The 19,842-nt window shown below is 40.1% G+C and carries 24 protein-coding genes and 1 pseudogene; 10 read left to right on the top strand and 15 right to left on the bottom strand.

What is annotated here, in order from left to right:
• Nucleotides 1-101 (top strand): annotated as a pseudogene (locus tag WIW52_RS01820) (transposase); the annotation flags it as partial.
• 268 nt (nt 102-369) lie between these two features.
• Here the strand turns inward: WIW52_RS01820 and WIW52_RS01815 are convergent.
• From WIW52_RS01815 to WIW52_RS01795, 5 genes are read right to left on the bottom strand one after another with little or no spacing between them, the layout of a single operon-like run.
• Entirely contained in the window at nt 370-1,446 is a 1,077-nt protein-coding gene (locus WIW52_RS01815; RefSeq protein ID WP_337708237.1) for a TGS domain-containing protein, read from the bottom strand.
• Nucleotides 1,436-2,068 (bottom strand): ribonuclease HII, encoded by a 633-nt coding sequence (rnhB, locus tag WIW52_RS01810; RefSeq protein WP_337708235.1) that lies wholly within the window; start codon nt 2,066-2,068, stop codon nt 1,436-1,438. The genes WIW52_RS01815 and rnhB overlap by 11 nt, the downstream gene beginning before the upstream one ends.
• Nucleotides 2,065-2,775, bottom strand: a complete 711-nt coding sequence (locus tag WIW52_RS01805; RefSeq protein ID WP_337708233.1) for a 60S ribosomal export protein NMD3 — start codon at nt 2,773-2,775, stop codon at nt 2,065-2,067. Before WIW52_RS01805 ends, rnhB begins: the two co-directional genes overlap by 4 nt.
• A gap of 1 nt (nt 2,776) precedes the next feature.
• On the bottom strand, nt 2,777-3,076 hold the full coding sequence (locus tag WIW52_RS01800) for a DUF424 domain-containing protein (RefSeq protein ID WP_337701891.1): 300 nt from the start codon (nt 3,074-3,076) through the stop codon (nt 2,777-2,779).
• Nucleotides 3,073-3,426 (bottom strand): translation initiation factor IF-2 subunit beta, encoded by a 354-nt coding sequence (locus tag WIW52_RS01795; RefSeq protein ID WP_337701986.1) that lies wholly within the window; start codon nt 3,424-3,426, stop codon nt 3,073-3,075. The genes WIW52_RS01800 and WIW52_RS01795 overlap by 4 nt, the downstream gene beginning before the upstream one ends.
• Nucleotides 3,427-3,603: 177 nt before the next feature.
• Between WIW52_RS01795 and WIW52_RS01790 the strand changes: the two genes are divergently transcribed.
• The 5 genes from WIW52_RS01790 (at nt 3,604) to WIW52_RS01770 (ending at nt 7,764) form a co-directional block, all read left to right on the top strand.
• Nucleotides 3,604-4,827 carry a tRNA (N(6)-L-threonylcarbamoyladenosine(37)-C(2))-methylthiotransferase gene (locus tag WIW52_RS01790; protein WP_337708231.1) on the top strand — a complete coding sequence of 408 codons (1,224 nt, stop codon included), beginning with the start codon at nt 3,604-3,606 and terminating at the stop codon, nt 4,825-4,827.
• Nucleotides 4,828-4,908: 81 nt separating this feature from the next.
• Nucleotides 4,909-6,096 (top strand): thiolase family protein, encoded by a 1,188-nt coding sequence (locus WIW52_RS01785; protein ID WP_337701895.1) that lies wholly within the window; start codon nt 4,909-4,911, stop codon nt 6,094-6,096.
• A 43-nt stretch (nt 6,097-6,139) separates the two neighbouring features.
• On the top strand, nt 6,140-6,466 hold the full coding sequence (locus tag WIW52_RS01780; protein WP_337708229.1) for a translation initiation factor aIF-1A: 327 nt from the start codon (nt 6,140-6,142) through the stop codon (nt 6,464-6,466).
• A gap of 4 nt (nt 6,467-6,470) precedes the next feature.
• Nucleotides 6,471-7,262: a serine protein kinase RIO gene (locus tag WIW52_RS01775; protein WP_337708227.1), complete on the top strand. Its 792-nt coding sequence runs from the start codon at nt 6,471-6,473 to the stop codon at nt 7,260-7,262.
• On the top strand, nt 7,237-7,764 hold the full coding sequence (locus WIW52_RS01770) for an RNA-processing protein (RefSeq protein ID WP_337708226.1): 528 nt from the start codon (nt 7,237-7,239) through the stop codon (nt 7,762-7,764). The genes WIW52_RS01775 and WIW52_RS01770 overlap by 26 nt, the downstream gene beginning before the upstream one ends.
• On the opposite strand, the gene WIW52_RS01765 is transcribed toward WIW52_RS01770, so the two are convergent.
• Nucleotides 7,756-8,292, bottom strand: coding sequence for a hypothetical protein (locus WIW52_RS01765; protein ID WP_337708240.1), 537 nt, complete (start codon nt 8,290-8,292; stop codon nt 7,756-7,758). The two genes, WIW52_RS01770 and WIW52_RS01765, sit on opposite strands and share 9 nt — an antisense overlap.
• 64 nt (nt 8,293-8,356) lie before the next feature.
• Entirely contained in the window at nt 8,357-9,349 is a 993-nt protein-coding gene (locus tag WIW52_RS01760) for a DUF1152 domain-containing protein (RefSeq protein WP_337708224.1), read from the bottom strand.
• A 143-nt stretch (nt 9,350-9,492) separates the two neighbouring features.
• On the opposite strand from WIW52_RS01760, the gene WIW52_RS01755 reads away from it, so the two are divergent.
• Nucleotides 9,493-10,038, top strand: a complete 546-nt coding sequence (locus WIW52_RS01755) for a hypothetical protein (protein WP_337708222.1) — start codon at nt 9,493-9,495, stop codon at nt 10,036-10,038.
• Entirely contained in the window at nt 10,017-10,331 is a 315-nt protein-coding gene (locus WIW52_RS01750) for a hypothetical protein (RefSeq protein ID WP_337708220.1), read from the top strand. Before WIW52_RS01755 ends, WIW52_RS01750 begins: the two co-directional genes overlap by 22 nt.
• Here the strand turns inward: WIW52_RS01750 and WIW52_RS01745 are convergent.
• Genes WIW52_RS01745 through WIW52_RS01725 form a run of 5 tightly spaced genes read right to left on the bottom strand, consistent with a single transcriptional unit; the run spans nt 10,324 to nt 14,818 of the window.
• Nucleotides 10,324-11,445, bottom strand: coding sequence for an aminotransferase class I/II-fold pyridoxal phosphate-dependent enzyme (locus WIW52_RS01745; RefSeq protein WP_337708218.1), 1,122 nt, complete (start codon nt 11,443-11,445; stop codon nt 10,324-10,326). The genes WIW52_RS01750 and WIW52_RS01745 overlap by 8 nt on opposite strands.
• Nucleotides 11,429-12,364 (bottom strand): homoserine kinase, encoded by a 936-nt coding sequence (locus tag WIW52_RS01740; protein WP_337708216.1) that lies wholly within the window; start codon nt 12,362-12,364, stop codon nt 11,429-11,431. The genes WIW52_RS01745 and WIW52_RS01740 overlap by 17 nt, the downstream gene beginning before the upstream one ends.
• 32 nt (nt 12,365-12,396) lie before the next feature.
• Nucleotides 12,397-14,034: a molybdopterin-binding protein gene (locus tag WIW52_RS01735; protein ID WP_337708215.1), complete on the bottom strand. Its 1,638-nt coding sequence runs from the start codon at nt 14,032-14,034 to the stop codon at nt 12,397-12,399.
• Nucleotides 14,035-14,066: 32 nt separating this feature from the next.
• Nucleotides 14,067-14,348, bottom strand: coding sequence for a PqqD family protein (locus WIW52_RS01730; protein WP_337708238.1), 282 nt, complete (start codon nt 14,346-14,348; stop codon nt 14,067-14,069).
• Between the two features lie 29 nt (nt 14,349-14,377).
• Nucleotides 14,378-14,818, bottom strand: a complete 441-nt coding sequence (locus WIW52_RS01725) for a single-stranded DNA-binding protein (RefSeq protein WP_337708213.1) — start codon at nt 14,816-14,818, stop codon at nt 14,378-14,380.
• 202 nt (nt 14,819-15,020) lie between these two features.
• Between WIW52_RS01725 and WIW52_RS01720 the strand changes: the two genes are divergently transcribed.
• Together WIW52_RS01720 and WIW52_RS01715 are read left to right on the top strand one after the other, a co-directional pair.
• Nucleotides 15,021-16,178, top strand: coding sequence for an AAA family ATPase (locus tag WIW52_RS01720; RefSeq protein WP_337708211.1), 1,158 nt, complete (start codon nt 15,021-15,023; stop codon nt 16,176-16,178).
• Nucleotides 16,169-17,530, top strand: coding sequence for a vWA domain-containing protein (locus WIW52_RS01715; protein ID WP_337701992.1), 1,362 nt, complete (start codon nt 16,169-16,171; stop codon nt 17,528-17,530). Before WIW52_RS01720 ends, WIW52_RS01715 begins: the two co-directional genes overlap by 10 nt.
• A 111-nt stretch (nt 17,531-17,641) precedes the next feature.
• Here the strand turns inward: WIW52_RS01715 and WIW52_RS01710 are convergent, their stop codons facing one another.
• Genes WIW52_RS01710 through WIW52_RS01700 form a run of 3 tightly spaced genes read right to left on the bottom strand, consistent with a single transcriptional unit; the run spans nt 17,642 to nt 19,831 of the window.
• Entirely contained in the window at nt 17,642-18,001 is a 360-nt protein-coding gene (locus WIW52_RS01710) for a succinate dehydrogenase (RefSeq protein WP_337708209.1), read from the bottom strand.
• On the bottom strand, nt 18,001-18,873 hold the full coding sequence (locus WIW52_RS01705) for a CoB--CoM heterodisulfide reductase iron-sulfur subunit B family protein (RefSeq protein ID WP_337708206.1): 873 nt from the start codon (nt 18,871-18,873) through the stop codon (nt 18,001-18,003). Before WIW52_RS01705 ends, WIW52_RS01710 begins: the two co-directional genes overlap by 1 nt.
• 1 nt (nt 18,874) lies before the next feature.
• A complete protein-coding gene (locus tag WIW52_RS01700) occupies nt 18,875-19,831 on the bottom strand; it encodes a succinate dehydrogenase/fumarate reductase iron-sulfur subunit (protein WP_337708204.1) in 957 nt (318 codons plus the stop codon).
• Between the last annotated feature and the right edge of the window lie 11 nt (nt 19,832-19,842).

The following is a 19,842-nucleotide window of genomic DNA, read 5'->3' as shown; positions in this document are numbered from 1 at the left end:
TAGGGGAGCTGAACCTGAGGAGCGTGGAGGCGTTCCTCAGGTTCGTTGAACGTTATTTAGGTGGACCGCCGGGGCTGATGAAAATCTTTAAGTTACGTTAAAGTCCCATAACTGCTGTAAAATTAGAAACTTCTCGCTAATACCGACTTCTTGGTATTACCTCCCTAAGATTCCCATAACTGCTGTATAAAATTTATAAACTTTCAGAGAAGAGTTAGGAATGTTAAATAATATCAAATGACATAAAATTCATGGTTTATCTGGAACTTTTGTCAACGGCGAAGTGATAAGTGATGTTATAGAAGTTTATCCATTATATTTTGCGAGATACATCTTAGTCATACTTCCTTGGGATTCAGTGTCTCTCTGTCAAGTGTGTATCTCCACTATATCTCCGTCATCCAATATGTGATCTGCACCTACTTTTTGTCCAGGGAATTTTGCAGATTTCCCCCAAATCTTCGCATATTTGAACTGTTCAGCAAATTCATTATGAAGCTTTCTTGCAACATCGATAACAGTAGACCCTCTCTTCACTACTAGGGGTTCACCGGATGGCTTAGATCCAGGCTCTTTAGTGTAAACTCTTATAACGTCTAAGGCTCTAAATACGCTTTCTTTTAACTTCTCTAAGTCTTTCCATTTCACCACTATAGTATCTGGGTCTGAAAATTCCTCTAAAGTCACTGTCACTGACGGTTTATAGATTGTAGTCTGAAATACTTCTCTTTCTACATCATCAAGTGTTACTTCACCGAAGATTTTTACTAGAGCATTCTTTATGCCGAAACTCTCTAAGTACCTTCTAATTTCATCCTCTGTGGTATTAACAAGTTTGCCCATTAGGACAATCCTTATTCCAGTATTACTTTGCCTCGCCCTATCTATTACTATCTTGCCTTTAGGTTTACGTAATGTCACACCGTTAGAATCGAGATACGCTTTTATGTTATCGAACATTGTCTTATCTCTGACAACTATCAGTAATTCATCGGCGTTCTTAGCTAAACCGAGTATTCGTCCTATCAAGCTTCTTGCCTCGAATATTAAGGGAGGCGTGTTAACCAACTGGATCTGAACATCTAAATACTTCATCATACCCGGAACGGGTAACTCTTCTGGATCGTTCTTCACATTAGTCAGTTTTCTCATTAGTTCGTTCTTTAATTGGTTATCGCCTATCATTACAACTTGTCCGGCTCCCTCTTTCTCGATAAAAAATTGTAGGCCTCTTCCGACAGAGGAGGACTTCCTCCTTTCGAGCTGGGCTTCCTCCTTAAGCTCGGCGAGTCGTCTTTTAGCCCAATAAACTAGGTTTTCAGTACCTTTGTGTTTTGGGACTGCACTTAGGAAATCTTGTAAAGCTTTAATTTTCTCCTCTGTAGTCTTAGCATCCATGTATTTAATCCACTTAGCTTTAGCCTCAGCCGGTAAGTTAGTAACCATATTTACTAATATAATAATTAGGTGCTATCTCTTGTAAAATTTTCCACGACCTTCTTATGATCGGAGGTGGAGTTGAGGAAACAGAGTAAACTTGTTTAATCCAATCTACCGTTTTATCATCTCCCGGGTAACCGCTACCAAAATCACCGTATTTTTGTTTGAGTACATCTACGTATTTATCTCGTATCACTTTGGCTACAATACTTGCTGCGCTACATTCCGGGTATAATACGTCAGCATTATGTATAACATTAGGCTCAGCTCCTATCTCTTTAATGAACCTAATAACTCTTTCCTCTTTTCCTACTTTATCAACCGTAATTCTGCCAGGCTTGAAAGGGAGGGCGGATTGAATTATTTTTATGACGCTGTCATATGTTAATTCGTTTAGGTTCTTCGCATCTATATCCTCGGGAAAGACCTTGACTATTGTTATGCTTAAGCTATAATATAGAATTAACTTAAATAGTTCTTCTCTCTTCTCCCTCTTCAGCTTTTTACTATCTTTAACTCCTAATTTTGCTAAGAGCTCTGCCTTATCTTCTTCTATCACAACACCGGCTACTATCATCGGTCCTATTAGTGAGCCCCTACCAGCCTCGTCTACTCCTAGAAGGATCATATTCTTACTGAAATCACAAGCTTAGCAAACTTTTTACCGTTTTTTATTGTCTCGTCCTGATAAGTCTCGATCACTTTTACGTCTTTAACACTTGAAGTAAAAGCTGAGACGACTCTCCTCGCTACGCTTTTCTTAATAAAATAATAGTCTACGCCTTCTTTACCTTCAGCTATATCCGATAGGTTTTCAATTGCCTCACGATCAAAGAATGACTCAAAAACGTTCTTCTTCTCAGGTGATAAACTTCCCTCAGTTTTACTTCTCAATTGAATAATTGCTTCATAATATTTTGACTTCTTCTTTATACAATCAGGACAAACTATCTTATCTACTTTAAGGCTTACAGTCTTTATGACTCTGAATTCTTTTCCCTTTATTCTTCCCTTAAATTCTATGTCTATAAAGGAGTGACCGTTAGGGTCTGAATACTGATTAGCAATACTGTAGTTAAACTCCTCGATGTTAGGATCGAGCTTTGTTCTTTTGCTCATCTCTCTGTATATCACTGACTCCACTGGTGAAACTGTTAAGTCTCGGTGTTTAATCCACCTACCCTCAGCCCATTCTGAACCGCAGATCTTGCAGATTTTTCCCTTAATCTCTCTCGGCGTATCTACGAGTTCTTTGGTTTCTAGATAACAGTCAATGCAGAGGGGACCGATCAGTTCAACATTTTCCCTACCGCATTTAACGCAGAACCTTGCCATCTTACATGTTATAAACTTGAGCGAATTTAACTCCTTCTATTTCCAATACTCCTTCCTTGGCAACATACCCTCTCTTTATAGCTTCATCTACGATCTCCTTACCTACCAAACTTACCACGTTAGCTTCATCGAACAATGTAAAAACGTAGTCTAAGCTGACTTCTTCCCCCGCATAAAACTCCTTATTTATCTCTAGCGATATATCTCCTTTCTTGAATATTTTTCCCAATAGTTCAGGTTCACATACGTTAACAAAAACATAACCTTGTTCCCTTATCACGTTTAAAAGAACTTTTCTCATATGGGTTTCACCGGTGTTTGAGCTCCACATGCGAGACAAGAGATATACCATATTTTCTTATCCGTCTTCAACACGGTGTCTAAGCTCTTACAAGTACTACATTGCACATAACTCCTCAAAAACCTGTCCATCAATGCGTTTATCACCGATGAAGTGAACTTACCCTGAATTACAAGTTGTCCGTTTTCATTGACTGAACCTGGAGCACCTAACTCCTTGAGTAAGTACCTCATACATATCTTATTATCCCTCCTGATCCTATCGCAGTACTCCGCAAAGTTTTTAATAATAGTAGTAGCTCCGATGTGAAGGATCACTAAACTAGGTAGAGTCTGCCCTCCCACTTTCATATCTTTTTCGGGTAGCTTCTTATACAATCTGTCTAGTAAAGCCTCATATTGTCTATCCGTTTGTTGTGAGTCCACAAGTAATCTTAAGAATTCGAAGGTTTATATTACTTGTGATTTACAGTGAGGGTTTATATTGAAACCTACGGGTGTGCGTTGAATAAAGGAGATAGTTACATAATGATGACTTTACTAAGAGAGAAAGGACACGAGATAGTGAAAGAACTTGATGAGGCAGACACAATTATCCTAAACACTTGTGCTGTTAGGCTTGAGACTGAGGAGAGAATGAAGCAGAGGATTAAGGAACTTAAAAAGCTGAACAAGAAGCTTATAGTAGCCGGGTGTTTTGCGGGAGCAGAACCAGCAGCGGTGATTTCATTAGCTCCAGAGGCATCATTAATAGGTCCTCAATCTGTCGAGAAGGTAGTAGAGGTAGTAGAGTCTGACGAGAAGAAGATAATTTTGGAGGGAGAAAAACCGTTATTTACACCCAAGGTTTTCGAGGGTAAAATCGCTATAATTCCTATAGCTGACGGATGTGCTGGAGACTGTAACTTCTGTATAACTAAGTTGGCTAGAAGAAAATTGAGGAGTTATCCTCCACATCTCGTAGTTGGTGCAGTAGAAGAGGCTGTAAGGAAAGGAGCAGTAGAGATAGAACTGACAGCCCAAGATTCCGCTGCTTACGGTTTAGATTTAGGAGGAATTAAGCTCTCGGATTTAGTGAACAAAGTAGTAGACGTAGAAGGTGACTTTATGATAAGGATAGGTATGATGACTCCAGAGCTAGCAATGAGGGACTTAGACGGTTTAATAGAGGTCTTGAAGAACAAGAAGGTTTTTAAGTTCGTTCACTTACCAGTGCAAAGCGGTGACAATAACGTATTGAAGTTAATGAATAGGAAGTACACAGTAGAAGAATACAAAGAGATGGTGAATGAGATTAGGAAGAAAATACCTATAGTTAATATAACTACAGACATTATAATTGGTCACCCTGGGGAAGACGAAGAGGCATTTAAGAACACGTTAGAACTCATGAAAGAGTTAAAGTTTGAGAGAATTCATTTAGCAATGTACTCAATAAGACCTAATACCAGAAGTGCTTCAATGAAACAAGTTCCGGATCCAATTAAGAAGATCAGAATGCAAATTGCAAATAAACTTTATGAAGAATTAGCTCACGAGGTACACAGTGAGTATGTGGGTTCAGTATCTAAAGTTATCACTACGGAACTAGGCAGGAAAGGGTCTGTTATAGGTAGGACTTTAAACTATATTCCCGTGGTGATAAGTGATAAAGTTGAATTGGGTAAATGGGTAGACGTAGAAATTACGGAAGCGTCCTTCTTTGACTTACGAGGAAGGCTAGTGGGTCTCCCTATTCAGGCAACTCATTAAACGATGTTGGCTAATTATTCTAAACTTCACAATAAGTTAAGTTTTAAAAAATTTAAACTACTTTAAACATAATGTTTGTATATGCCAGACGTTTACATTGTCTCGGCTGTAAGGACTCCTATAGGTAAGTTCGGAGGAGCTTATAAGGACGTTCCTCCGGTTGACTTAGGAGCCGTAGTAATAAAAGAAGCGTTAAAAAGAGCTGGAGTAGAACCAAATAAAGTAGACATAACAATAATGGGCAATATACTGAGAGCAGGTCATGGTCAAGACCTAGCAAGACAGGCTGCGGTAAAGGCTGGTGTTCCTATGGAAATAGAAGGGTATTGTGTAGATATGGTATGCTCTTCGGGAATGATAAGCACTATTAACGCTTCACAGATGATCAAGAGCGGAGATGCTGATATTGTTGTGGCAGGAGGAATGGAGAGCATGAGTCAAGCAATGCTAGCAGTTAAGAGTGATGCGAGGTGGGGCGTAAAAATGCTTCTGGGCAAGCAGTTGTCATTCATCGACACTATGTTAATGGACGGGTTAACAGACCCCTTTAACATGAAATTGATGGGTCAAGAAGCGGATATGGTAGCTAAGTCTCATAATTTCACAAGGAGGGAATTAGACGAAATAGCTTACGAGAGTCACAAAAGGGCTGCAATGGCTACAGACAAAGGTTATTTCAAGGACGAGATAGTAAAGGTGACAATTGACGGTAAGGAAATTACCCAAGACGAAGGTATAAGGAGAGATACGTCTATAGAAAAGTTATCCCAATTGAAACCGGCATTTACTCCTGACGGTGTTCACACGGCAGGAAATTCCTCTCAAATAAGCGATGGTGCAGCTGCACTCGTTCTTATGAGTGAGAAAGCAGTAAAGGAATATAAGGTAGAGCCGTTAGCTAAGATTATAGGATACAGTTGGGTAGGTATAGAGAGCTGGAGGTTTACTGAGGCACCAGTGTTTGCCGTGAAGAAGCTTTTACAGAAACTTAATATGGATATCTCTCAATTCGATTATTTCGAGAATAACGAGGCTTTTGCCGTAAATAATGCTTTATACAATAGATACCTAGGCGTTCCTTATGATAGGTTGAACGTATTCGGTGGGGCTATAGCGTTAGGTCATCCTATAGGGGCCAGCGGTGCAAGGATTATTACTACGCTAATTAACGTGTTATCCAAGATGGGTGGTAAAAGAGGTATAGCGAGTATATGCCACGGGACTGGTGGTTCCACAGCAATTGCAATCGAGCTTTTAAGACCTCTATAACTTTAAAGCTTATGCCGTAAATGATATGGTGGTGATTAACTGATTGACTAAAAAGAAGTCAGCATCGCCACAGCCTACAAGAGAAGTTCCAAAGCCTGAAGAAGGAGAGGTCTTATGTGTAGTTAAGAAAATGTTAGGAGCGGAACACATTCAAGTGGTATGCTTGGACGGGAAGGAAAGGTTAGCAAGGATCCCTGGAAAGATGAAGAAAAAAATGTGGATAAGAGAAGGTGATGTAGTTTTAGCAGCTCCTTGGGACTTCCAACCTAGTAAGTGCGATATAGTTTACCGCTATGAGGAGAGCGAAGTGAGGAAGTTGATTGAGGAAAAAGTAGTCAATGCTGAGATAATCGAGCAATTGAGAGGATAACAGTTTGATTGATGGAAAGAAGAGGAAGGAAGAAAAGAGGATAAAGGATGAGGATCTTTTTAAAGTCGTAGATTCAACGATTGATTCTCGTACTTATCTCTCCCTTATTCAGATCGCAAGGAGATTAGACATAAAGGAGTATTACGGGGCTATATCATCAGGAAAAGAGGCAAAGGTTTACCCAGCTTTAACAAGAGACGGTAAGTGGTATGCAGTAAAGATATATTACGTTAGCACCGCTGCAAGTAAGAGGGCTTTGGAGAAGTACACCTTAGGAGACCCCCGCTTTAAGGACGTTAACATAAAGACCACGTTTCAGCTTATTGAAATCTGGGCTAGGAAGGAATACAAGAACTTAGCAAGGCTAAGCGAAGCTGGAGTGTCAGCTCCTAAGCCAATCTTTGTTTTCCGAAATATCTTGGTTATGGAATTCATAGGTGAGGAAGGAGTAAGGGCCCCCCTCCTAAAAGAGATTCCCGAGGAAGGCATAACTGAAGAATTATATAATGCGATTATTGCAGAGGTAGAGAAAATGGTGAATCTTGCTCACCTAGTTCACGGAGACCTTAGTGAGTATAATATTATGGTACGGGATAACAGACCTTATATAATAGATGTTAGCCAATCCGTTGACATTGAGCATCCGAATGCTCTTGAATTATTACAAAGGGATCTAGAAAATATAAACAGATTTTTTGAAGACCACGGTGTTAACGTGGAGCCAGTGGAGGATATATTAGGTAGACTAGAGATAAGTAATGTGAAAGGCAATGATGTATACGACAGTTCCGGATGATAAGTTACCTTTGATCAAACAGTTAATACCAAAGTTGGAGGAAATAAGTAACTCGACCATAGAACTTGACGAAAAGACTAAATCGATAAAAGTCACGCCCAAGCAGGGAAATGCATATGACGCTATGAAGGTTAGGTCAGTGATAAACGCGATAGGTTTTGGGTTTTCTGTTGACGATGCTATGAAACTTTTGTCAGATGATTACGCGTTAGAAATTATAGAACTTAAAGACTTCTCTAACGGTCGGGACTCCCTAAGAAGGATTAAAGGGAGGATTATAGGAGAAAAGGGAAAGGCTAAAAAGATAATTCAGGAGTATACGGGTGTTCAAATCCTAGTTGGAGATCATATAGTGGCCCTTTTGGGGAATGTGGAACAAATGTCTGTTGCTAAGAGGGCTATTGAAATGTTACTTGAAGGTAAGGAGCATAGTACAGTTTATAAATTTCTAGATGAAGCCGAAAGGGCTCTGTCCTTCTCGTCATCGAAAGGATTAAAATAAAGACTTGATAAATTCTAAACTATCTATGCTGTATTTACTGGAGTAACTTTTTATTACTTTATTATAGTTTGAGAGAATAAGTTTCGTCTTCTCACTACTCATTAAGTTCTTCAGCCCTTCCACATCCCCTCTGTATGCGTACTGAAAGAAGTGTAAAAGTATTTTTTTAGGTTCACTGAGTATCTCCTCCGTGTTAAACAATTGGGGAGTAGGTTTCATTACTAAAGTGAGGTGAGTTCCCTCGAGCATTGCTATCATAGCCAACTTATAAGCAGAATACTCTCTAGTGGGAGACTTTTTTGAAGCCTTCACCTCGATATAGTATTTGTTACCTGATTTCTCAGCCTCAATATCATGAGTAGGCAAATCCACGTATCTGACGTTGGTGAAGCTCATATCTTCTAGGACTTTTATCGCCCTTAACTCCATAGCGAAACCTAGAATTATACCCTTCGCCTTATCCAAAGCGTAGTCTATTTCTTCATCAGTTAAGCCGTATTTTTCCTTTAACTCTTCAATGGTCTTCACAGTATATATAGTGAATTTCATTAAATAAAAGACTTCAAAGAACGTTTTTAGATTTTTTCTATGATTAACACTTTAATTTTATCCCACCCAACCTCTTTTTACCGTCAGTTCTAATTTTAATAACATCCTCTCCGCTGACCTCACTACTCCTAGTCCCGTAAGTTGAAAATAGGTCTTTTTCTAGATCGTATTCAGTAAAGATTCCAACTTCGTTCAACCTTCTGTCAGCATCTTCAAGTGACGTGAATTCGCTCAAGACCTTAGCGATAGGTGAAGTTTCTATCACGACTTTAGGGTCTAAGAAGAACATAATCGAGGAAACGGGAGTTACATATACTCTTCGAGCCCCGTCTCTGATCTTAACTTCACCAAAGAGTCCCTTAAACGCCTGATAAGGAATTCTAGACGCCTCTGTTCGAACCTCCTTAAGCACTTTTTCAAGTTCTTTCGCCGTCTCCTCGTCAATACCTTTACTATCCTTTAATCCACCTAGAGACGCTATTTCAGCGATCCTCTTGAGAATATAGTCATGCTCTAGCTCACCGTCACTACCTGTACCGATTGTTGCTAACAGAGACCTTGTTCTCAATTTCCCTAACACGTTTAACATCATGAAGTCTATTAACGGACTACCTAATGTCTCTTCACACCCCTTAGCTAAGACATCTCCCCCAGCGTCAACTCCTAAAACAAAGTCGATTTTCATAGATTGAAGGAAATCGTTAATACCTGATACTATTTCCCTGAGCCCTTCCTTAATACATATCGCATAGCCTTTCTGTATATTAACAGCTCTCATTAGCCTGACGATTTGTGGTGTTACTAATTTACCCAACCTGATTGCATAAGAGTTTTGGTTTAGTTCCCTTATTATATCATTTATCTTTACAGTGTTTTCGAAGTCACATATAGGCCCCGGTACGGGGTCTTCCACATATCTTTCCCAAGTCACTGCTCCTATAATAGTGTCATATCCTTTTGATCTCAAGTAAAGAGCAGCAACATATGCTGATACTACGTCCCCTCCTCCGCCCAGTCCAAAAACGAATGCTCTCATCGAATCATATTTAACCATTATGTCATTTTATACTTGAGGTTAAGTAATAAGAAGTACTCAAAGTAATAGGTTAGGTTAACGCGTATTATCTGATCTGATACTTTAAACAATATCACGGGTAAGAATGTCATTAGTGTTCGTAAATGAGCGATGTAATTGATAACTTAAGCTCGTATATAACTAATAATGAATATTCACAAACAGTCGACGTGAACTTAAGAATAGGAGAAGCATTATCTCATATACTTGCAGCTGCATCTATTGTGGAAGAACTAGAAGGTGAAAGTGAAGAAGTAAAAGAGACTGTAAGAAGGTATGTAGACGCTTGGGTGTCCTTTTTAGTCCCAATAGACTATTCCCCTGGAATGGCGGAAATAGTTGGGAGTAAAATAAATAAGAAACTAACTAAAATCTTCCCTGAAATAACGGAGGATGAGTTAGGAGAGACCTTGGACATGGTGATCGAAGCTAAGAGGGAGTTGAGTAACGGAAACCTCCCAGTATTTTACAAGGAAGTAGAAGTAAGGATTGAAAGGGTATTAAGGGTCTTGGGTATTGACCTCAGTGAAATTAAAAAATTCTTGGAAGGAGATATAATTAAGCAGCAGCTCAGGTTGATATCAATATTCGCAATAGCTATCGCAATAGCTAGTGTGTGGGATTCTAAATGGATAGCGGACTATCAATAACGGCTGAAAAACTAGTTGAGGTTACGGCAAGATATGCTAGTAAAATAAACGTTAAAGATGAGGAGATAGAAAAGCTTGTAGGTCTTTCTTCAAGAGTCATAGCAAAGAAAGTATCACAGAAAGTAGCCTTTTGGCTTGTAGACCAGAAAGAGACTTTGTTATACTGTAAACTGTGCGGTAAAGGTCCCTTCACTAAGAAGGGGTTATACTTGCACCTCACCAGGCTTCACAAAGAAGAGATAAAAGGAATGCTAATGGAAGAACTAAAAAATGAAATTAGAACTCTTATATAGAAGACAAAGCTTTGTCAAGGTCTTCTATTAAGTCATCTACGTCTTCTATTCCTACCGAAAGTCTTAACATTGTGTCAGTTATGCCTACTAGTTTTCTCTCTTCTGGTGACAACGTACGATGTGACATCGTAGCTGGGTGGGAAATAGTAGAATTTACTCCACCTAGTGTCTGGGCAGCCAAAATCACGTTAAACTTATTCATTAACCTGATAGAGTCTTCCATAGTACCCTTGACGTCAAAGCTTACAACACCACCAAATCCCTTTAATACCTTTCTTGCTATCTCATAATCTGGATGTGTTTTTAAACCCGGATAGTATACCGTCCTCACCTTAGGATGCTCCATCAGGAACTCCGCTATCTTAAGTGAATTTGAGTTAATTACGTCCATTCTTATCTTCAAAGTCTTCATCCCTCTTATTACTAGGTATGCTGCATGTGGGTCTAAAGACGTGCCTAAAGTTCTCCTTATTAAGTCTATTTTAGTCATATAATCTTTCTTACCAGCGGCTAAGCCTGCTATCACATCATTATGACCGGCAATAAACTTAGAGGCACTGTGAAGGACTATATCAGCTCCCTGAACAATAGGTTTTTGGTTTATCGGAGTAGCAAATGTGGAGTCGATTATTAATAAACTATTGTTTTCTCTACAAACCTTAGACAACGTTACTACGTCTACTACACGCAAAATTGGGTTGGATATGTTTTCTACGAAAACAATATCGTACTTATCGATAGATGCGGCTTCAATGATTTTCCCTGGGTTTGCTACATCTACTTTAACTCCCCAGCTCTTTAGGAAATCATTGAAAAATCTGTAAGTCCTACCGAACATATCTCTATGAATCAGGACTTTGCTACCCGGTTTAACGAGGGTAAGTAATGTCGAGGAAATAGCTCCCATGCCTGAAGAAAAAGCTACCCCCATTTCCGCCTCTTCTAAATCCGCGATCATCTCGGCTAACCTAAGGACGGTCGGGTTTACTTCCCTACTGTACCTATACTTTTCACCGATTGGATAGGCATAAGACGAAGTCTGATAGATGGGCGTAGTTATAGCTCCGGTCTCTTGATCTATTCCCTCTTTAGTGACCTTAGTTCCGTCTCTCAACCCAAGCACCTCTTGCTATTTTTGCATCTTTAAAGTTACATTCATAACCATACGACTCACAAATTTTAAGTCCTCTCTTTATAATTTCATCCCTTTCAGATTTTTCATCAACGAATACAGCTATAGTCGGTCCAGCTCCGCTAACACATGCACCTATTGCATTATACTTTACCGCTTCTTCTTTTAACTTCCAGTAATACGGGAAGAGGGATTCCCTAGACCTTTCTACAATATCGTCGTTAAGACCTAATCTAACTAAATCCCTATCCCCTTTTATGAGTCCCAAGATTAAAGAAGAGAGATACCTAGAGTTCTTAACAAGTTTTTGGAGTTCGATCTGTTTAGGTACCATTTCCCTTGCTCTCTTAGTCTTTGCCTCTATCGTCACCTTAGGGATGAAAAGTATTAGACTGAAGTCCAAGTTTATGGGTATTTCAGACACTCTCACGGGCTCGCCAGATATAACGGCTACTACTCCGCCTACCACGCTAGCAGCTACGTTATCTGGGTGAGGCGAGCCCGAAGAAGCGATCTCACCTTGCATCGAGAACCTTACTAGATCGTCTTTGCTTAAGCCTAGGTTAAAAAGTTCGTTTCCGCCAACCACAGCTGCTGCCGCGGAAGCCCCGCTACTCCCCATCCCTAAACCTGGTGGTACACCCTTGTTTACCTTTACCTTCACTTTAGCCTTAATACCGAACTCTTCCAGCATCTTCATGAGAGCAAAACTCGCGGAGTTACGTTCCGGTTCTTTAGGTACCCCGTTGGCTTCTACTTGAACTTGAAGGGAGGACGAGGGTTGTGAGCTTATCTCAACTATATCGTGAAAAGCGTCATGGGCCATAGCCAAAATGTCAAAACCAGCACCCAAATTTGCTGAGGAAGAATAGGCTTTAGCAATTACAATTTTCTCTTGCATAGGCGTAATGCTGACACATTACTAATAAAGAATTATGTTATTAAGTACTTTCTAACTTCAGTATTTCTTAAGAAAATTTTCAATTTCTCTTTAGCAACGACTTTCCCTTGATTTAATATCGTGTGGGGTACGAATATTTTAGCCTTCCCTAAGAAGTTGAGGGCCGAAGAGGGATACCTTAGTTTTACGGCAGGATTCTCTACCAACTTGGACATCCCGACCCAATCCCAATATCCTATCACATCTCCCTCACCGATCTCCATAATATTCCTCTCTAATGTCCTATCACCCTCACTATTATTGTTGTCTAGAAGGTCGCTTACCACAATTATATCTCCAACACCGTACTTCAATGCCTTAAGTGCAGCGAATGTGCCCAAAGGTAAACGTCTAAAAGCGGAAGGTAATTTAGCCATCAATGTAGGTTCTTCTTCGCCTATATAAATAGGGCCGGGATCAATCCTTCTCACGTAAACTTTAACCTTCCCACCTTCTTCTACCTCCTCACCGGGGTTTAACCCAACGTAACCGTCCGCAAGGGCAAACGTGCCGATCATGTAGCTATCGAAAGGAACTGAGAGAGCATAGAAATCATTGCCTTTTTTAAATAGAAAAACCGGGACATAAGTGAACCTTTTCTTATCGGCGGTTATTCTACTCATGGCTACTGCTTCAATGGTAATCTGTACTTCAGCCTCGCTTCCGCTCATAAGTGCTAAGTATTTCTCGACTATTTGTTCGCTGATCATAATAGTTGATACTATGTTCCCCGGTAGACCGAATACAGGTTTTTCTTTTACCTTAGCTAGGATTGTAGGTTTTCCGGGTTTGAACTTTATCCCGTGAACAATTATCGTACCTTGCTCCTTAATTACCTCGTGAACGTAGTCCTTCTCTCCAGCACTAGTTCCCCCAGTCAGGATCACAGCGTCAGCTTTTTCCAACCCGCGTGAGAGTTCTTCACTTATTTTCTCCTTGTTATCAGGGACTAGCACGTTTCCTATCACCTCGTATCCAAGCATTGTCAGCCTAGAGGCTAAATAATATGTATTGGACTCGTAGATCTTTCCAGTGGTCAGCTTCTCCCCAGGTTTTACCAACTCGTCACCGGTTGCAATTATGTATATCTTTAGTTTACGGTAAACCCTCACTTTATTTATGCCTACTGAAGAAAGTAACGCGATTTTCTCTGGGGTAATTCTTTCACCTTTTCTTAGAATTAACATGCCCTTAGGTATGTCACTACCTACCCAGCCTATGTTCTCACCGAACCTCAGTCTCTTAGCAACTTTCACCTTGTTACCGTCCCTAACAGTTTCCTCTACTTTAACTACAGCAGTGGCCCCGCTGGGAATAATTGCTCCCGTGTCGATTTCAATAGCCTCCCCGCGATTTAACTTGACTTGCTTGCCTTCACCTATACTGACTTTATCTATGACTCTGAATTCCCCTGGAGTTTCATCGGATATTACAGCATAGCCATCTACAGTGGAACGTGAGAAAGGAGGTATGTCGAGAGGTGAGAAAACGTCCTCAGCAGATATTCTCCCTAAAGAGGACAATAAGTCTACTTCTTCAGTATCGGGAAGAGAAGGAGGTAAGGACGAAATAAACTTCTTTAACGCTTCATCTACTGTTAAAAGATTTTCTTCCTTTAAGATCGCACGCATGTAAAAAGAAATATGAAAAACCATTTATATCTTTACATGCTTATGAGGGAGGCTTTTTTCAGTTCGTTCAGAACCATTACGATAGGTTCTCTTACTTGTTCAGGAGATAAGTTTGCCTCTTGACTTATCTGATTTACGATTTGAGTTACGGTTCTGTTACCATCACACATCTCCCATACGTAATAAGCTATGGGAGCTAGCTCGTAAACTTTATCCTCAGAGACTTTGATTATATAGCCTTCTTCGTCTTCACTCTTATCTATAAACTCGCCAATCTTTTGGGGTTTTAAGTCCTTTACTTGGTCGAAGCTAATTCCTTCTTTTTCAGGACCTAAATCACTACTCACTCTTCTTCCTCCCCTTCGTCTTCTCTCCTAGGTCTCGGTCTCCTTCCTCCAAACCTTCTTCCTCCCCTCTGAGGAGGTCTTCTGTAGTCTCCAGCTGATGGTATGTTTTCTGGTATTTGGTCTGCCTCTGGAACTCCGTCTTCTTGTGTTTCTGTTATCTGAGATTTACTTCCAGCGTTTAACTGAACTTGTCCTTTAAAAGCGGTGGTCCATGCATTATCTATCTTTACTACCGAGCCAGCCTTAACAGAACCAGCTAAGTTTCCCCATAACGTTAACTTTATCCTACCTGTTTCGTCTCCGACTATCGCTTCGCTTATAGTTCTTGTTCCGTTCTTTGTTTGTATTTGTCTTGGTTCTCCTGCTTCTATTACTCTTACGGTTAGGTTTACGTTTTCCATTCCGGGTTTTAAGTTACCTACTTTTTCTTCTCCCATACGGTTCGACTCTCGAAATTTGTTAATAGTGATTTTCTCGTCGTAGTATAAAAATTTATGTGAATCGTTAATTAAGAGGAAAAACACGGTTACTTGTGTTAAAAACCAAGAGCAACTAAATCATATATTTAAAACAAGAAATGTAATTCATACTAATGTCAACTTTTAAGCTGAGTATCTATAATATTCATGGGATACTACTGTGAGTAATAGTAACGTCAATCAGCTATTAGAATATCCTAAAAAATTCATAGAAGCGCTATCTGCTCCTTTCGTAGGTAGAGAAGAGGAGGCAAAAGTAATAACTTTGGCTTTGCTCTCAAAAGAGCACGTAATACTCATAGGTGAGCCCGGAACCGCTAAATCCGCATTAGCTAGAAGAGCTGCTGATCTGCTTAATGCTAAGTTCTTCATGTATCTCCTAACTAAGTATACTGAACCTGCAGAGTTATTCGGTGCACTTGATATAAACGCATTAAAGCAGGGGATTTATAAAAGAATAACAAAAGATAGACTTCCAGAGAGCGAAATCGCGTTCTTAGATGAAATATTCAACGCGAATTCCGCAATCCTCAACGCCTTACTCTCGTTGCTAAACGAGAGGGTAATTTATGACGGTTACAATGTAATTAAAGTTCCCTTGAGAACTCTAATATCTGCCAGCAACAGAGTGCCTGACGAACCAGAGTTAGACGCACTATACGACAGACTCTTGTTGAGACACTACGCAAGACCAGTAAGCGAGGACCTATGGAAAGATTTGATAAACTCCGCTTGGGACTACGAGTTTTCGGGGAAGTGGAATGTTTCCGAGCCACTGATGAGTATTCAACAGTTGGACGAACTTTATACTCTGATCCCTCAAGTCGACTTGTCAGCGGTAAAAGGTAAGTTGCTGAAACTTTATGCAATCCTTGAGGAGAAAGGTATACACTTAAGCGACAGAAGAAAGGGTAAGGTATTGAAAATTGTATCGGCTCACTCAATATTAAATGGAAGGATGAAAGCACTGGAAGAAGACCTAATAGTGTTAAAGTATATAGCACCGAAGGAGTTGGACGATTTCGAGAAGGTATCAGCCCTTCTCTCTGAAGAGCTAAAGACTCCTATTAAGTATATGAAGGAATTGAACGAGATATATTCTAACGTCAAAGAGGCAAGTAAATATGTGGAAGCTGCTAACGAGTCGGACCCTAGGTTGGTTGAGTTAATAAGAAGCTTAAGGGCTACCAGAGATAGAGTATTAGCTCTAGGTAAGGAAAGCGGAGATGACAAAGTAGAGGAGTTTTCGAAAGAGGTTATAAATGAGATTGACAAATTATTAGAGAAAGTAGCTAGAAAGTTGGGGATATATCCTTGAGCGATGGGTTTTTAAGAGGAGTAGATTATGATGACCCTCTAGTTAGATATAGGGGGGAGAGGATTAGTTATACTCTGAAAAAACTTTTAGGTAGAGAAATTCAATTAGATGAAAACTTCCTCATAGATACGTTTTATCTCCACTATTTACCGATGCCGATCCCTAAGACCAAGGGTGAAGTATCAAAGGAAAAGGAGATTATGTTCAATTTTATAGATATGATGCTTAACTCAGACCTTGTCTTAAGAAACAGAGAGTATTCGATAGCTAATTCCGCAGTAAGCATGGCACTATCTGTGAGTTACGTTCAGAATTTGATCGAGGAGCTGGAGAGGATTAAGAGAACTTCCCAGTCCCAGGAAGAGAGGCAAATGGCGGAGCAAATACTAAACGGTCTTATGAAAGGTAGCGGAATGAGAGAAGGTAAAAAGAACAGTGAGACACAGCAGAATCAACAGATGGAGAAGCTGATGAAGCAAGTTCATGAGAAAGCGCTAAATAAGGCTATGGAAGACGCTGAATCTGTAAGGAGTATGCAGAGAATCGTAGGAGGAAATGGAGCTGGTACTGGTTCAATTCTTAACTTTGAAGGGGAAATACATGAAGTTCTCAGGCTTGCTAGGAATACTGAGATTAAGAAGATTCTAGAATTCTTAAGTGGTATGCCGAGGCTCGGCAGTTACACTAAGAAAAAGACTACTAGATTTTCAAGAGGTGAGCTTTATGGTTACGAGGAGGGTTCAGATCTAGAGAGGCTCGTTCCATCCGAACTAGCTTACCCTGAAGAGCTATTTTACATAAAGTTGGCAGAATCCCAGTTACTACTGTATCAGAAGAGGATAAAGGAAGTTTTAGGACCAATTTACTTGTTGCTTGACAAATCAGGCAGTATGGATGGGGAAAAGATAATTTGGGCTAAAGCAGTAGCACTAGCACTATACAGCAGGGCAAGGAGAGAGAACAGAGACTTTTACATAAGGTTCTTCGACAATATACCTTATCCCTTAATAAAGGTCATAAGGAACGCTAAAAGTAAGGACATAATAAAGATGATAGAATATATAGGTAAAATAAGAGGAGGCGGAGGGACTGACATAAGCCGTTCTATAATTTCCGCGTGTGAGGACATTAAAGAAGGCCATGTTAAGGGTGTTAGTGAGATAATATTGTTAACTGACGGAGAGGATAAGATTGCGGAGACGACGGTTAGGAGGTCATTAAAAGAGGCTAATTCCACGCTGATAAGCGTAATGATCAGAGGAGACAACGCGGATTTGAGAAGGGTAGCAGATCAGTATTTGGTCGTGTATAAGTTAGATCATGATGACTTACTTAGAGTTGTAGAAGCATGAAGACGGAGGTCTCAGTATCATTCACCGCTAATGCGGCGTCAACTGAGCATGGCGTCGCCTATATTATAAATTAAGAAAAAGTATAAAAATGTTGAGAGACCCGAACTCTGACTAATGTGATGAGGAAGTTTTTACTGAAGAAAGGTATGACTGTAAATATTTCAAGTCTTCTTCTAAGTTTTTCTCATTTTCTTCTTTTATCCACATCAGACCGCCTGCAGCGTCTACGATTTCTCCTCTTAACTTTAGATCTTTAACTCTGTCCTTCCAATTAAATACATCCTTAGAAATAATATAAACGTATAAGTCTCCTTCATTTCTTAAGTGAACTTTCCCCCAGAAATTACCGAAAGAGTACTCAAATTCCTTAGCAAACGGTGGTTTACCAGGCCTCTCACTTACTGTATACCAGCCTTTCGTAATCTTTCCTCCTAGTTTAGTGAAAACGTTAATAATAGCTTCCTCATCCATTAAATAACACCCTTACTCTTTAATATTTCGGTAGCGTATTTACCTATCCCTAACTCTTCGGGTGAAAATCCGAAAGCTAGTCCCAGCAATTGCGTGATATAAATCGCAGGCATTGTCCAATTCACGTTAAATTCACTCATTATTCTAGTTTGTAGCGAGTCTAATTGTAAGTGGCAGAGGCTACAAGGATGAACCAATATGTCCGCTTGTTGATCCTTGGCACTTTTGAGTACATTAAAAGCGAGCTTAATCCCAACTTTAGGATTGCTACCCATTAGAGGAAATCCACAACAAGCCTTGTTCATAGGGAATGGAACTGGGGTAGCACCAGTAGCAGCTATCAGGTCTTCCATACTATGAGGTTTAAATGCGGGTTCAAAACCCATGATTTCCTCTGGTCTTAGCATTTGGCAACCATAGTAAGATGCTACCTTCAATCCAGTTAAAGGTCTCTTTACCCTTTCCTTGATTTTCTCAATTCCTACGTCTCTTACTAATACCCACACTATGTGTTCTGCAGTTGCTTTACCCTGATAACTAATCGAGGTTCCCTTCATTCTCTTTTCTGCTTCTTTTCTCAATTCCTTATTCTCTTTATACTTGAACGTAGCTAATCTGTGACTGTGTAAGCATACACTACACGGTGTGACCATTTTAGTATGGCCCATCTTCTCGACTATGGATAAGTTCCTGAGATTTAAGGCAATGTGACCTATTTCGTCATATTCGTCTAAGAAGCCTCCCCCGCAGCAGTTCCAGTCTTTGACTTCCTCTAACTTGAGACCAAGAGTCTCAAAGACCTTCCTAGTAGCTATATCCACATCTTTCGAAAGTCCGTGAGATGCACAGCCAGGGTAATAGGCGTAGGACATTTTACTCACCTCTTAATATCTTTCTCACTTCAGTTATATTCTCTACGGGTTTCTCTTTAATAAGAGCATACTTTAGTTTACCGCTCTGTAGTAAGAATATCATATCCCTTAAGGATCCGATGAGGCCATAAGTACTTAGGTAAACTTTTGCTTCCTCAATTTTTCCGCTTTCGAAAATTGAATTGAACACTGCTTCTGTGTGTTTTTCTCCGGTCTCTATAATCGGTGTTTTCACCTTAGCTATCTTCGTATAAGCCCTAGTCTTCTTTATCGCAGTAACAGGCTCAACATCTCTCGGACACACGTTATAACACATGTAACAATAAGTGCATCTCCATGCACTATCTAGTAATATTTTCTCCCTTTCTTCAGTAATTGTATCCCTCGGATCTGCCAAAAATCTGAATCCCTTTGCGTGAGCTGCAGGGCCCAAGAATTCTGGGTCGTTTCTAACACTCGGGCAAGAAGATACGCATAGCCCACACCATATGCACTGTGCAAACTTCCACAACATCCTCTGGTCTTCGGGCTTCAACCTGTGCTCAGCTTCTCCTTTTAAAACTTGCTCGTTTGGATAAAGTCTCGGCTTTACTTTATACATTCTCTGGTAAAAGTCATCTAAATCTACTATCAGATCCTTGATCGGTCTGAAGTAGTCCATTGGCTCTATAGTGATTACGTTACTTTCATACTTCTTTACCATATCTAAGACTAGGGTCTTACACGCTAGCCTCGGCTCCCCGTTTATTTTCATCCCGCAGCTACCGCATACAGCCATGTGGCATGCCGCTCTGTAAGCTAGGGTCGGGTCTTGTTCAGTTTTTATCCTTCTCAAGGCTTCAGTAAACTGTGTAAACCTATCTACTTTCAACTTATACTCCTGCCACCAGTTACCTTTTTCTGGGGAAAACCTCTTTACTTTTATTATTACTTCCGCTTCTTCGTTCTGTAAGGACATGACCATCACCT

The organism is Stygiolobus sp. RP850M (assembly GCF_037389295.1).
Taxonomy (GTDB): Archaea; Thermoproteota; Thermoprotei_A; order Sulfolobales; family Sulfolobaceae; genus Stygiolobus.
The sequence above is the reverse complement of the archived record's forward strand: the minus strand, read 5'-3'. Positions and strand labels throughout refer to the sequence as shown.